At 32.2% G+C, this 14053-nt stretch carries 15 protein-coding genes; 13 read left to right on the top strand and 2 right to left on the bottom strand.

Annotated features, from left to right (window positions below):
* Positions 1 to 153: 153 nt before the first annotated feature.
* Entirely contained in the window at positions 154 to 819 is a 666-nt protein-coding gene (locus ACTQ5K_RS20335) for a winged helix-turn-helix transcriptional regulator (protein ID WP_031539953.1), read from the bottom strand.
* A 165-nt stretch (positions 820 to 984) separates the two neighbouring features.
* On the opposite strand from ACTQ5K_RS20335, the gene ACTQ5K_RS20330 reads away from it, so the two are divergent.
* Entirely contained in the window at positions 985 to 1314 is a 330-nt protein-coding gene (locus tag ACTQ5K_RS20330) for a four-helix bundle copper-binding protein (RefSeq protein ID WP_031539952.1), read from the top strand.
* Positions 1315 to 1371: 57 nt separating this feature from the next.
* Here ACTQ5K_RS20330 and ACTQ5K_RS20325 read toward each other — a convergent pair whose 3' ends face one another.
* Entirely contained in the window at positions 1372 to 2613 is a 1242-nt protein-coding gene (locus tag ACTQ5K_RS20325; protein ID WP_031539951.1) for a hypothetical protein, read from the bottom strand.
* A gap of 245 nt (positions 2614 to 2858) precedes the next feature.
* Between ACTQ5K_RS20325 and ACTQ5K_RS20320 the strand changes: the two genes are divergently transcribed.
* From ACTQ5K_RS20320 to lgt, 12 genes are all read left to right on the top strand, one after another.
* Entirely contained in the window at positions 2859 to 3218 is a 360-nt protein-coding gene (locus tag ACTQ5K_RS20320) for a hypothetical protein (RefSeq protein WP_016204447.1), read from the top strand.
* Between the two features lie 157 nt (positions 3219 to 3375).
* Positions 3376 to 3957 carry a YdhK family protein gene (locus tag ACTQ5K_RS20315; RefSeq protein ID WP_031539950.1) on the top strand — a complete coding sequence of 194 codons (582 nt, stop codon included), beginning with the start codon at positions 3376 to 3378 and terminating at the stop codon, positions 3955 to 3957.
* 60 nt (positions 3958 to 4017) lie between these two features.
* Positions 4018 to 4635: a hypothetical protein gene (locus tag ACTQ5K_RS20310; protein WP_016204445.1), complete on the top strand. Its 618-nt coding sequence runs from the start codon at positions 4018 to 4020 to the stop codon at positions 4633 to 4635.
* A 131-nt stretch (positions 4636 to 4766) separates the two neighbouring features.
* Complete coding sequence (locus ACTQ5K_RS20305) at positions 4767 to 5483, top strand: YwmB family TATA-box binding protein (protein ID WP_441994250.1); 717 nt, start codon at positions 4767 to 4769, stop codon at positions 5481 to 5483.
* Positions 5484 to 5653: 170 nt separating this feature from the next.
* Positions 5654 to 6760: a stage II sporulation protein P gene (gene spoIIP, locus ACTQ5K_RS20300; protein WP_441994249.1), complete on the top strand. Its 1107-nt coding sequence runs from the start codon at positions 5654 to 5656 to the stop codon at positions 6758 to 6760.
* A 119-nt stretch (positions 6761 to 6879) separates the two neighbouring features.
* On the top strand, positions 6880 to 7260 hold the full coding sequence (locus ACTQ5K_RS20295; RefSeq protein WP_016204442.1) for a hypothetical protein: 381 nt from the start codon (positions 6880 to 6882) through the stop codon (positions 7258 to 7260).
* Between the two features lie 236 nt (positions 7261 to 7496).
* Positions 7497 to 7838, top strand: a complete 342-nt coding sequence (locus ACTQ5K_RS20290) for a metal-sensitive transcriptional regulator (RefSeq protein WP_016204441.1) — start codon at positions 7497 to 7499, stop codon at positions 7836 to 7838.
* Between the two features lie 15 nt (positions 7839 to 7853).
* Complete coding sequence (gene copZ, locus ACTQ5K_RS20285) at positions 7854 to 8060, top strand: copper chaperone CopZ (protein ID WP_016204440.1); 207 nt, start codon at positions 7854 to 7856, stop codon at positions 8058 to 8060.
* 173 nt (positions 8061 to 8233) lie between these two features.
* Positions 8234 to 10672, top strand: a complete 2439-nt coding sequence (locus tag ACTQ5K_RS20280) for a heavy metal translocating P-type ATPase (RefSeq protein ID WP_441994248.1) — start codon at positions 8234 to 8236, stop codon at positions 10670 to 10672.
* A gap of 217 nt (positions 10673 to 10889) precedes the next feature.
* The gene (locus tag ACTQ5K_RS20275) at positions 10890 to 12452 is read left to right on the top strand and encodes a multicopper oxidase family protein (RefSeq protein ID WP_441994247.1); all 1563 of its coding nucleotides are present in this window, start codon (positions 10890 to 10892) and stop codon (positions 12450 to 12452) included.
* 91 nt (positions 12453 to 12543) lie between these two features.
* On the top strand, positions 12544 to 13131 hold the full coding sequence (locus tag ACTQ5K_RS20270) for a DUF1405 domain-containing protein (protein WP_441994246.1): 588 nt from the start codon (positions 12544 to 12546) through the stop codon (positions 13129 to 13131).
* 44 nt (positions 13132 to 13175) lie between these two features.
* Positions 13176 to 13976 (top strand): prolipoprotein diacylglyceryl transferase, encoded by an 801-nt coding sequence (gene lgt, locus ACTQ5K_RS20265; RefSeq protein ID WP_441994245.1) that lies wholly within the window; start codon positions 13176 to 13178, stop codon positions 13974 to 13976.
* The last annotated feature ends 77 nt before the right edge of the window (positions 13977 to 14053 follow it).

Raw genomic sequence — 14053 nt, 5'->3', positions numbered from 1 at the left:
TTTTCCAGCTACCGCGCTCTCGCTTGGTGGCCTTTTTGTCTAGTTGGGGGACTCGTCCCCCAACTAGACAAAAAGGATATTTATTCTCCCACAAACATTTTACTCATACGAATTTATTTTCCTGTTCAATTAAAAGGATATATTGAGAAATTATTAATCAAACTTCCATATATAACCCATTCCCCAAACAGTAATTAAATACTTATCTACAGGGAAACCAGCATCTCTAATTTTATCTCTAATATTACGAATATAAGATCGGAGCGTTTGAGTACTTATTTTGTGATCTTCCCAAATATTATCTATTAAAAAATCAGTGGACAAAACTTTGTTATCATTTTTTATCAGCATTTCTAAAATCTTTATCTCTATTTGACTTAGTGGAATTATTTTCTCTCTGTAATGTACTTTCCGTTTTTTTATATTTAATTCTAAGTTATTGTAAGTAAATATATCATTTCTTAATTTATTCTTATGCCTCAATAATGAGTTGATTCTGGCAATTAGCTCGTCCTCATATATTGGTTCAAATAAACAAACGTCTGCCCCACTTTTTAAAATATTAACAAGTGAATAATTTATATTGTTACTTATTACCATGATAAAAGCAGGAGAAATTTTATTAATACTTATACAGATTGATTCCACTGTTATGGATAAATGTTCATCATATATTAAAACAATATCAATTAATGGAGAATAAATGTAATTTGGAATTTCTTCAATATTTATCGGTCCGATACAATTATATCCATTTCTTGTTAATAGAGTATTCCACTTTTCTTCAACACTTGCTCCAATTAACAAAATGTTATTCATTAAAACTCTCCTATTCTAACTTGAATTAGGTTTTAAATAGGATTATATAAGTGAAGTATGTAGAATTTTTGCAGATTAAGCATAAAAAGTTTGCACTTTTTATGCAGTTTATTTATGAAATCCATGGGAATAATATTCTTGTATAAATTAATAGGAGGGAAAAGAATGAATACGAACTACGAAGAATGTATTAAAGCGTGTTTGGAATGTATGAAAGCATGTAATTCTTGTTTTGATGCTTGTTTAAATGAAGAAGATATTAAAATGATGGCTCGTTGTATTAGATTAGATCGAGAGTGTGCGGATATCTGTAGTTTAGCCGCAAAAGCAATGCAGTCTAATAGCCCATTAGTAAAGGAAATATGTTTGTTATGTGCGGATATCTGTGAAAAGTGTGGGGAAGAATGTAAAAAGCACAGTCATCATGAACATTGTCTCCAATGCGCAGAATCTTGCTTTAAATGTGCAGAATTCTGTAGAAAAATGGTTTCTTAATAAAATGTAAAAAATCCTATAAGTTATATATACAAGTATAACTTATAGGATTATGATTTAGTTTGATATCTTATCTAATACAGAAATATTAACTCCAAACTTACACATAGCTTCACAGTCTTCTCTTAAATCCGAGAATAGAATATAAGAAATTTTACACATACTGTCATGTTGGAAGGATGGTCTTAATAATTGTGCTTTAATTTCTTTTTTTCTTTTATTCGGAGCAATTAAATAAAATCTGGACTTATCATTGTTAAAGGACATAGACAAATCCTGTAGGCGTAAAATTCCAGAGTATATAGACGTGGACTTTTCTACTTCAAATGCACCTATAACTTTATTTTCACCATTAAGCCATAGAACATCGATAAAAGAAATCGTTTCACTAACAGCACTTGAAATTGTTTCTAAGTTTAAATGGGGAATAGAAAAGTTGCCTAATTTATATCCTTTCCATTCTCTTTTATGGTCATTTTTTGCTATCCACACATTATAACCAAGAGTCGTCCCTATTTTAGCTAAATAATATTGCATTTCAGTATGTTCATTCTCTTCGGCTAATTCCTTTTGAATTTCTTCATGTCTTTTTTTTAGCTTTTTATTAACTTTATCTATATCCTGTAATAGTAGAGTGTGGTTTTCTTGAATAACTTGTCTGCCAGAACCTATCTCATATAGTAATCCTGCTAGTGCACCTAAATCTTTTGATAGGACTAGGTTATGGTTATTATTATACTCCATCATAATTTCGCGCATCGTTAAATAATCTTCCCATGATCCTAATTTAATTTTTTGTTTGAATATCATATTAAAACCTTTAACAATGCTAGTGTTGAAAGGCGGGAAAATAGTAGGGTGAAGAAAATATAAAATATTACCTACTGCAGGACCTAGTCCTTTTATATTTTTTTCTTGAAGTTTCCTAATATTATAGATTAATTGTTTTTCTTGATTATAGAGCAATGTTTCCTTTAAAAATTGACCAAAGGCTTTTTTATTATCTTCATTTTCATAAATATCAGGTATTCTTAACTTTGGCTTCCAATAAAAAGCATGAGCTGCGCCCTCAAAGATTTGCTTTTGTTCCGCAATTGCTGAAATAGCTACCTCAAGGGATGAACCCTTAAAATCACAAGGAAATGTGTTATTCTCTATTTCCTTAATAACTACTTTTATAGCATTTTTTATCGTACGAAATGCCTTTAGTCTATCGTTGTTATTTATAAACCAGGTTTGGTAAACAGATTCTGGGTCATTTTTATATTCATCGATTGCTTTAAGTAAAGTAAAAGTCATAATATAACTCCTTTATAAATAAAAATTTAGACTCTTTGATTGAATCCTCAAATGGTTAACAAATTTGTTTTCGGTAATTCTTAGCATTAAAGGCTAATAAAAGCTTTTCATGAAACTGTACCTATTTTAAATTCCATAGTGTAAATGGGACATTAATAAACATATAATATATGTAACATTATGTGGTGAAAAAGTCTTTTAAACATTTCCAAAAAACCTAATTAATTAAGAGGTGTGGGTCAAATATGTGCTTAACAAACAATTTTGTTGAAGAACAGGCTTATAAAGTAAGTAAAACGATAAAAGAAAGTTCCATATATAAATTTGACCGAGTAATCTACTCAAATAACAACATAGATGTCTTCCTAGATTCTAATTGGGATGAAAAGTCCCTTATTACCAATGTTGTCTTGAAAGATAACTACGATCAAGAATACGTAATAAAGCCAAATCAAAATGGAATGAAATTTGCAAAAGGAGAAATTTCCTTTAAGAAATATACAAAGCTACAAAGGAAAGAAGATACACAAGGAATTTGGGCTTTTATTTTTTCAGTCGTTCCATTATTGCTCTTATTTAGTATTATAAGAATGTTCCTGATTTAAGATATATTAAATTTCTGCATATTTTTTGCATTTTTTCTTTGTAAAATAGGGGAAAATAAAATAGGAAGGAGCAGAAACAGTCAATATACCAATAAATATTTTTCATCTTTTTATGAGGAACATCTAATTGTTGAACAAGAAAAAAAGGAGAATTCAAATGAAGAAAAAAACTTTCATGAAAAGCAGTCTAATCTTAACACTATTGGTCTTATTATTAGCTGCTTGTTCAAACAATAACAACGAAAATAGCTCAAACAAAAGTGAAGAGGGAATGGATATGTCTTCTCATGATATGGAAGGCATGGATATGTCGGGTTCAGGAGAAGTTCCTGAGGGTCTAAAAGTCGCTGAAAAGCCTAAATATGAGGTTGGAAGTAATGCAATAATCAATGCAGACCATATGAAAGGTATGGATGGAGCAGAAGCGACAATCGTAGGTGCTTACGATACAATTGTTTACACAATTTCATATACTCCAACAACAGGTGGAGAAAAAGTAACAAATCATAAATGGGTAATTCAAGAGGAAATTGAAGACGCTGGAGATGAAGCAATTGAGCCAGGTACAGAAGTTATAGTCAACGCAGACCATATGGAAGGCATGAAGGGGGCAAAGGCTACAATCGATTCAGCAGAAAAAACAACGGTTTATATGGTAGATTATACCCCAACCACAGGTGGAGAAAAAGTAACGAACCACCAATGGATTACGGAAAGTGAATTATCTCCAGTAGAATAATAAAAAAGGCTATCTTTTGGTAGCCTTTTTTACATTTATAATAATGTGGGAGTTGGAAATATGAGCGTTGAAAAGATAAAAATTGCAGTCAACGGTGGTATCCAGTTTGGAGCTAAATTAAATGCAAAACAATTAGCGCTTTTGGCTAAATATTTAGATGAGGATCAAGAGGTAGAATTAACTACCTTTCAACAAATATACTTGGAGGTTCCCCAAAGTAATGCTACTGAAATTATGCAGGAATTTAGACTGAGTGGATTAAGTTGTTATCCTGTAGGTAATTATGTAAAAAGCTTACGTACATGTAATTTTTGTAAAGGGTCTGAGGAAGAAGGGATGCCTATAGCACAGGAATTGAACAGAATAATTGCAGGGAGAGAGGTACCATTTACCTTAAAAGCTGCATATACTGGTTGTCCTGTTGGTTGTGGTGAACCATTAGTTAACGATATAGGAATAATGAAAATAAAAGATACTTACTCCCTCTATATAGGAGGTAAAGCAACTGGAAAAGATGCAGAAATAGGAACATTATTAATGAAGGAACTTTCACCAGAGGAACTATATAGAAAGGTTGAGGAAATATTAGAATTATATATTAATGAAGGAAAGAAAAGAGAAAAGTTTTATAAATTTGTTAACCGAATTGGAATAGATCAGATCAAGGAACGTCTTTGATAGAAAAGGTAATAGAGCGACTCTATTACCTTTTTTATATTTTTCTAGTTTACTTAATGTTATAGATTAAAAGATATTAAGGTATAAAAGTAATTAATATAGGACACTATGAAACTAAAGGGGGATATTTTATGAAGAAAACAATTATCTATATAACTGCTTCTGTCCTTTTAATTTCTTTATTTTTTTATTTTAATTATAAGGTTTCTGGAAAAGAGGATAAATTATTAAAAACCATAGTTAATCTTCAATCAATTAATGCTGATATTTCTCAATGGTCTATCTACACGAAAAAAGAAAAGAAGAGTAATACTTCATTAAATATATATTATCAAAGAGAATCTGAATTAAAGAAAAAATATCAACAGTTTAATTGGGAAGTTGAGAAAGATAAAAATCATCATATTAAGTTAACTGGTACATTAAAAGACCAAAATATCCAGCAGTTAATTACCTTAACTGCATATAATGAAAATGATAAATATAACATTTTAGAAACTTATAGTTATAAAAGCAGAGATTGGAATAAAGAGGAATACCAAAATGTTTTGAAATCACTAGATGAGAAAGAAAACTACTTTTTTACTGTTAAGGCTTTAGTAAGAAAGAAAGATAATATTAAACATATTTCAACGCTACTTTTGAAAAAATTTACGGGAAACTCTATTGAAAAATTAGTTGAAGATGATTTTGTTTCAATTACTGCCTATAACAAGTCGTGGAAGGATTATTTAACTAGTAATAAAAAAAACAAATTTAACATTCAATTTGGTATAAGGACAAATAAAGAGCTCCAAGACACTTATAATTTAACAATTGGAAGCCCTATTATAACAGAAGAATATTGAAACTTTTAAAAATGGTTACCATAATGAGTAGCCATTTTTTATACAACCTTTAAAATACCTGTCTCTTTGAAATACCTGTCTTTTTGAATGTGCAGAAAATATGCAGACTACTGATGAAACTATTACATATAAATATGTAGATAACACTATCTAAATAGGGAGGTCAAATTATGATACGAATATTAAATGGTTATCTACTAGCTATTATTATTGTCATGTATTTTAGTATTTTCCTAATAAATTACCTGAAATCAGATATAAAACTTTCATCAGACATTGTTTCTGTTTCTACTAAGCAACTAGATGCAGATATTCTTTCTTCTTTATTTGAAATTGGACAGTTTCAATTATCAGATGTTAACAAAGAAATTAAAAAACCATCTATTTTAAACGGCGTAGTTTGGCTTACTTCAAATATTTGGCCTGAAGATATAAGAACTTTTTTAGGAAGAGAATTAGTAGGATTTTCGCAATTTAATACAGAGATAGCTATTGCAGGGAAAGGGACTAATTTAGCAACGCTACCAATAGAGTCTCCGCCTCCTAATGAGGATATTCTTACAAATGAAAATAATAGCAGTTCCAATGAAGACAAAATAGAATCTCCAAAGAACGAAGCTTCTAATAAAAATGTTGTATATATATACCGTACTCATAGTTGGGAAGCATTTTTACCACAACTTTCAGGTATTACAGATCCAAATCAGGCGTCTAGTTTGAACGAAAAGAAAAATGTAATCCAAGTGGGTACCCAATTGCAAAATGAATTATTAGAGAGAGGGATAGGAACTGAACATAGTACTACCAATGTAACAGCAGAACTTAAAAAAAAGGGTTGGAGTTATGCTCAATCCTATAGTTTAACAAGAGAAATCGTCCAAGAAGCTACTACTAAGGAAAGTTCTTTAGTTTATCTTATTGATATACATAGGGATTCACAGGGAAGAAAGATTACTACATTAGAGTTTGATGGTCTTGAATATGCAAGATTATTCTTTGTAGTTGGAAAGGAAAATAAAAACTATGAACAAAATCTCAAATTGGCAAAAGATCTAAATGAAAGATTAGAAAATGATATTCCTGGAATTAGTAGGGGAGTCTTTGTGAAAAGTAAAGATGAAGGGAATGGGGTATATAATCAAGATTTATCAAGTAATTCTATCCTCTTAGAATTTGGAGGGGTGGATAATAAGCAGCAGGAACTTTTCAACACGGTTGATAAATTTGCCGAGGTGTTTAGTGAGTATTATAGAGAAGTAGAGGAAGTAAATAATTAGCTTTTAGTAGCCAGTTGGTTACTGTAAAACACTTTATTTTGTGTTAGATAAAACTCCACACTTTCTTCAATGTTTTAATCTATATTAAACAAGTAAAATACGCGAATGGAGTAAAGAGAATGAAAGTTAAAAGGGTAATAATAACAACACTTCTTTCATTTATCATCATTATCTTAGCAGGATGTATGTCCACTCTAAGTGAAAAAACAAATACAGCAGTTAATAGTGAAGAAAAATTAAAGGAAGTAGTTCTTATAAGTGACAATAAAAAGACAAGTAAAAATTGGAATCTGGTTGATATTCCAGATAAAATAGAGATACCCAATAATAAAAAGGATGTACAGGTTTATGAAGAGGAAGTAGGACATTCAGTATATAACGGAATTTTTGTCAATTTCATGGATGTAAAAGATTTAAACGGTTTTAGTAATATATTAATCGGATACCATCACAAGGAAATTTGTTTGACATCAGAATTAAATGCACATGCTAATGTTTAACAATAAAATTTAATGAAAGGGTACGCTTTAAACGGTTTTCAGAGCGTACTTTTTTATATATTTTCCACTTAAATGCTTTGTATATTGCATATGTATTTGAATTTTTTTAGCAAAAAATACATGATTGTTAAACATAATAATTAGTAAACAGAGAAGAAAAAAGAAAAAATTTAAATTTAGGCTTTACATAGGGTACGGGGGTATACTATAATGTGCTTGTGGAGGTGAAATAGTTAATGGCATCCGTTTTAGATAATGATGAATCTTTAGAGGAAACTCATTGTTCCACTTCAAGTGAGCGAAAAAGCCATCACTCCAATAAGGTTAAACAAAATCTTATCACCAGGTTAAATCGGATTGAAGGTCAAATACGAGGTATAAAAGGATTAATAGAGAAAGATACTTATTGTGATGATGTTATAACTCAAATTTCTGCGACACAAGCAGCTATGAATAGTGTTGCAAAAATTTTACTTGAGGGCCATTTGAAAGAGTGTGTTGTTGAGCGTATTCAAGAAGGTGACCTAGAAGTAGTAGATGAAGTATTAATTACAATACAAAAATTAATGAAAAAGTAAAAGGAGAAGATAAATATGGAAAAAGTAACTTTAAATGTTCAAGGTATGTCTTGTAATCATTGCGTTAACTCAATTGAAGGCAATGTAGGTAAGCTCAATGGTGTATCAAATGTAAAAGTTGACCTTGGAACCGGAACTGTTCTTGTAGAGTTTGATAAAGAAGTATTAACATTAGATAAAATTAAGGAAACAATCGATGATCAAGGTTATGATGTACAATAATGCAACAAGGGCGAACGTTTTAAAATAACGGTTGCCCTCTCTTTATAAAACATTTATACCCCCATAGGGTATAAATGTTTTGTGACAAATTAAATAAGAATATAAACTCTAGTTTGTGTAACATTAAGAAAATGTTTGATAACGGTAAATCGAAAGTTATAGGAGGGTATAAAATGGAAACAGATAATCGCTCATTAGCACAGCCTAAACCTAATACTAATGATAATGAAAGTGTTTCACTAAATATTACTGGAATGACATGTGCCGCATGTGCTACTAGAATCGAAAAAAACATATCAAAAGTGCAAGGTGTTCAAAAAGCAAATGTAAATCTTGCTACTGAAAAGGCAGCAGTGACCTATAATCCTTCGCAAGTATCAATTGAAGAGATAATTGAAAAAGTTAACAAAACAGGGTATGGGGTTGAACAAGAAAAAGTAAATTTAAATATTATAGGTATGACATGCGCTGCATGTGCTACTCGTATTGAGAAAGTATTGAATAAGGTAGACGGAGTAAAAAATGCTAATGTTAACCTCGCTACAGAGAAAGCTAGTGTTGAATATATCCCTGGAAGTACCAATGTAGATCAATTAGTTAATATGGTAAGGAAAGCTGGCTACGATGCAAAATTAGTTAGTGAAAATGAAGGAGATTATGAACAGAGTACTCGAGAAAAAGCTTATAGAAAGCAAAAAATAAAATTTATTGTTGGTGCCATTTTATCCATACCTTTTTTAGTCATGATGATATCAGATTTTATGATGGAGTACGGAAATGGAGGGTTCTTTCACTTAAATCCTTGGATTCAATTTTTACTAGCCACTGTAGTTCAATTTTATGTTGGGGGTCATTATTACCGCGATGCTTATAACTCAGTTCGGGGAGGTAGTGCTAATATGGCTGTCCTAGTAGTACTAGGAACGTCTGCAGCCTATTTATACAGTTTAGTTGTTACTATAATGGGAACTGGGCAATATCTTTATTTTGAAGCAGCAGCTATAGTTATGACTCTAATTGTATTAGGAAAGCTACTTGAAATAAGGGCTAAAGGTCAAACCTCAGAAGCCATAAAAAAATTAATGGGTTTACAGGCAAAAACGGCTAGAGTTATTCGAAATGGTGTAGAAATAGATATACCACTAGAAGATGTTCAAACAGGAGAACTTATTATTGTTCGGGTAGGCGAAAAAATACCAGTTGACGGAATAATTATAGAAGGAAATACAACAGTTGATGAATCCATGTTAACAGGGGAAAGTATGCCTGTAGGTAAAAAAGCTGGGGATAATGTTATTGGTGCTACTATGAATAAACATGGTTCATTTAAATTCCAGGCAACGAAAGTTGGGAAAGATACTGCCCTTTCTCAAATTGTTAAGCTAGTAGAAGAAGCTCAAGGATCCAAAGCTCCAATTCAGCAAGTTGCAGATAAAATTTCAGCAGTATTTGTTCCTATTGTCATTGTGATAGCTCTAGCTACTTTTGGTATTACATTCGCACTTGTTGGATTTACCCCGGCTTTAGTTAGTACAATTGCTGTACTTGTTATTGCATGTCCGTGTGCATTGGGATTAGCAACGCCAACTGCCGTTATGGTAGGTACTGGTAAAGGTGCTGAAAATGGACTACTTATAAAAGGTGCTGAACACCTTCAAAACTCACAGCGAGTAACAACTGTTGTTTTAGATAAAACCGGTACTATTACTAAGGGTGAACCTGATGTAACAGATATTGTTACTTACGGCAACCTTTCTAAAGATGAAATATTACAAATTGCTGCAACTGCTGAAAAAGGTTCGGAACATCCACTTGGAGAGGCAATTGTTAACAGTGCAACAGAAAAAGGAATAGATTTATTAAAAGCTAACAATTTTAATGCTATTCCAGGGCATGGGATTGAAGTTAGTATCAATAATCAAAACATATTAATCGGTAATAAAAAGCTTATGGCCCAAAATAATGTAAATATTAATGCTTCTATTGATACTATGGAAAAATTCGAAGGTGAAGGAAAAACTGCTATGCTTATGGCTATTGATGACAGTCTAGCAGCCATAATTGCTGTAGCAGATACTGTTAAAGAAACATCCTCGGATGCCATTAAGGCTTTAAAGAAATTAGGAATTGAAGTCATAATGATTACGGGGGACAATCGACTTACAGCAGAAGCAATTGCCAACCAGGTTGGTGTAGACCGAGTGCTTGCAGAAGTTCTGCCAGAAGATAAATCTGCCGAGGTAGAAAAACTAAAGAAAGAAGGAAAAGTTGTTGCGATGGTTGGAGATGGAATTAATGATGCTCCGGCACTTGCTGCTGCTGATGTAGGCATTGCAATTGGAACTGGTACAGACGTTGCAATGGAGGCAGCGGACATTACGCTAATGCGCGGGGATTTAATGGGAATAGTCGATATAATTCTTCTTTCCAAATCAACGATGAGAAAAATACGCCAGAATTTGTTTTGGGCATTTGCATATAATATCATCCTCATACCCGTTGCAGCCATTGGATTATTAAATCCAATACTCGCCGGTGGTGCTATGGCTTTTAGCTCCGTGTCCGTTGTAGGAAATACATTATTTCTTCGCAAATGGAGACCTATTAGATAAATAAATGGATAAAAACAACCTGCAAATAATCTGCAGGTTGTTTGTTTTATTTAGGGGCAACTACTGTTGTACTGTTGTTGCTGTTTTATATTTCTACCTATACATTCTAGTTATTGTTAGACTATAACTTCTAAAATTTATGAACTTTTGTTCATATAAAATGCATAAAATCTTCAATTATTTTTAATATCATAATTCATGAAAGTAAGGAGAGAGTATGAAATTAAAAATACTAGCATTAATTGGATTCCTATTATTAATCCTTTCAGCATGCTCAAATAAACAAAACGAGAGTATAAATCGAGCAGATGTTGAAAATCAGGCTGAGAAGATTTCTTCAAAAGAAACAACTAAGACAGAAATCTTAAAAGGGAATGAGTTTACCATTGTCGCAAAAGAGGCAACTCATCAATTAACAAAAGATATTAGTGTAGATGCTTGGACTTTTAATGGTTCGGTACCAGGTTCTCAAATTCGTGTAAAGCAAGGGGAAAAAGTAAAAATCAACTTGATAAATGAACTTCCCGACCCTGTAACTATACATTGGCACGGTATTGTTCTACCAAATAAAATGGATGGTATACCTGGAGTTACTCAAAATGCTGTACAACCTGGTGAGACATTTACTTATGAGTTTACACCTCAAACTCCTGGTACTTATATGTATCACACTCATCAAGACGGTGTTAATCAACTTGATAAAGGTCTATATGGTGCCTTAATTGTTGAACCCAAAGAAAAAACATACGATCGTGATTATACGTTAATGCTCGACGAATGGATGAGTAATCCAGAGGAAGGTATGGATATGAGCGATATGGAAGGTATGGACATGGGTGAAAGTGATGAAATGGAAGGTATGGATATGGATATGGATACGAGTAATGATGGCGCAAGCATGACGATGGACGATATGAGCGAATATGACATCTTTACAATCAATGGGAAAAGTGGTGAGAGTATTGAGCCTTTAAAATTGAAGGAGGGTGAGACGGTAAGACTCCGTTTAGCTAATATCGGGTATATGACACACAAAATGCATTTGCATGGTCAGAAATTTAAGGTAGTTGCGGTTGATGGGCAAGAAATAGAAAACCCTGAAGTAATAGAAAATCAGTTAATCTCTATATCGCCAGGTGAACGGTATGATATTGAGTTTGTAGCAGATAACCCAGGAGAATGGTATCTGGAGTGTCATGGAAATATGGAAGGAACAGCTGGAATGAAAGTGAAATTACAATATGAAGGTAGTTCCTTATCTACAGACAAACCGAATCAGGATATAGAACTTCCAGAGTTCACATACACAAATTATGGTTCTTCAAAAGACGGTAAGTTCACTCTAAATCAGAAGTATGATGTTGAATATACAATGAACCTAAATACAGAAGTATTAGATAATAATATGGCTTACACAATTAATGGAAAAGCTTTCCCTAATACAGAAAATATTATGGTTAAAGAAGGTGACCTTGTAAAAGTAAAGATTGTCAATAACTCTAATGGTGAAGACCATCCTATGCATTTACATGGTACATCTTTTCAAATTTTAAGTAAAAACGGTAAAAAACTTGAGGGTGCATCAATTGTTAAAGATACTGTAAATCTAGAATCCGGAGATGAGTATGAGATAGCTTTCAAAGCTGATAACCCTGGGAATTGGCTATTCCATTGCCATGATTTACATCATGCTTCTGCAGGTATGGTAACAATGGTTAAATATAAAGGATTTCAGCCTAATTTTACTCCTGATGAAAATGCTAATAATCAGCCAGAATAAATGATATAAAACAGGGTAAAATGCGGCCTTTAAAAGGCCGCATTTTACTGCTAATTAATGATAGTAACCTATTGGAAAGGAAGTGAATCATTTGAATTTTACTTTAATACTTACAAATAGAAAGGTATTGTTTATTCTGTTAGCTGTTAATATTATAGGCACATTATATGGATTTATATGGTATGGAGGCCAACTATCAGTTACACCTAATAAATATCTAATTTTTGTTCCTGATAGCCCAACAGCTAGTTTGTTTTTTGTTTTTGTATTAATTGCTTTATTTTTGAAAACTAATTTACCTCTGTTTGAGGCACTAGCTATAGTAACACTAATGAAATATGGAATATGGGCAGTTGTAATGAATTTATTAGTTCTGATAGAAATAGGTTATTTAGATTGGTCTAGTTACATGCTGATTTTTTCCCATGGAGCAATGGCAATCCAAGGTTTACTATATAAAAATTCCTATAAAATAAAAGGTTGGCATTTAGTAGTTGCTGCAATTTGGACTCTTCATAATGATGTGATTGATAACCTATTTAAAATGATGCCAAGATACAGCGTACTAGACAATTATATTCCGCAAATAGGCTATTTTACTTTCTGGTTAAGTGTATTCTCAATCAGCATTACGTATGTTCTTTGTATAAGAAGGAAAAAAGCAATATCGGAAATTTGAAGAAATTTTGACTAATTTAAAAATTTTAAACGAGGTGAATCTTTGTGGGAAATATTCAACAGCTAAATAGAGTCGCTTTTGAATTTGGAACTTTCACTGTTTATTGGTATGGAATAATTATTGGAGCTGGTTTACTTCTTGGTTGGATTCTTGCTACAAAAGAATCTAAAAGACAAGGACTTCCTAACGACACTTTTTCGGATCTTTTATTATGGGCTATACCGATATCCATTGTTAGTGCCCGAATTTATTATGTTTTATTTGAATGGGAATATTACTCAGAAAATCTAGGGGATATCATTGCAATTTGGGAAGGTGGTATTGCCATACATGGAGCTATTATTGGAGGGGCATTAACTGCTTGGTTTTTTGCTAAAAAGAAAGGTTTATCCTTTTGGCAATTGGCTGACATTGCTGCACCTAGTCTTATACTAGGTCAGGCAATAGGGCGTTGGGGGAACTTTATGAACCAGGAAGCTCACGGCGGCAAGGTTACTAGAGATTTTCTGGAGAATTTAAATTTGCCGGATATTATTATTAATCAAATGTATATTGACGGTACGTACTATCATCCCACTTTTTTGTATGAATCCTTATGGAATATTCTTGGTTTTACTTTATTAATTGTTGCTAGAAGAATTGTTCCCCTTAAAAAGGGAGAACTATTTTTAGGTTATATAATGTGGTATTCTTTTGGGAGATTTTTTATTGAAGGGTTAAGAACGGATAGCTTAATGCTTACAACTAACTTACGTGTTGCACAAGTAATTTCTCTGATATTCTTTATTGCCGCTGTCCTATTAATCTGGTATAGAAGAAGGAAGGCATGCGGAAAAGTGAGATAATGTAACGTATACAAAAAATAGGCTTCTGGTTTTCGGAAGCCTATTTTTGTTGTTTTTTCTATTTTTCATCTTATTGC

The sequence above is a fragment of the Niallia sp. Sow4_A1 genome, from assembly GCF_052116745.1.
Classification (GTDB): domain Bacteria; phylum Bacillota; class Bacilli; order Bacillales; family Cytobacillaceae; genus Niallia; species Niallia hominis.
The sequence above is the reverse complement of the archived record's forward strand: the minus strand, read 5'-3'. Positions and strand labels throughout refer to the sequence as shown.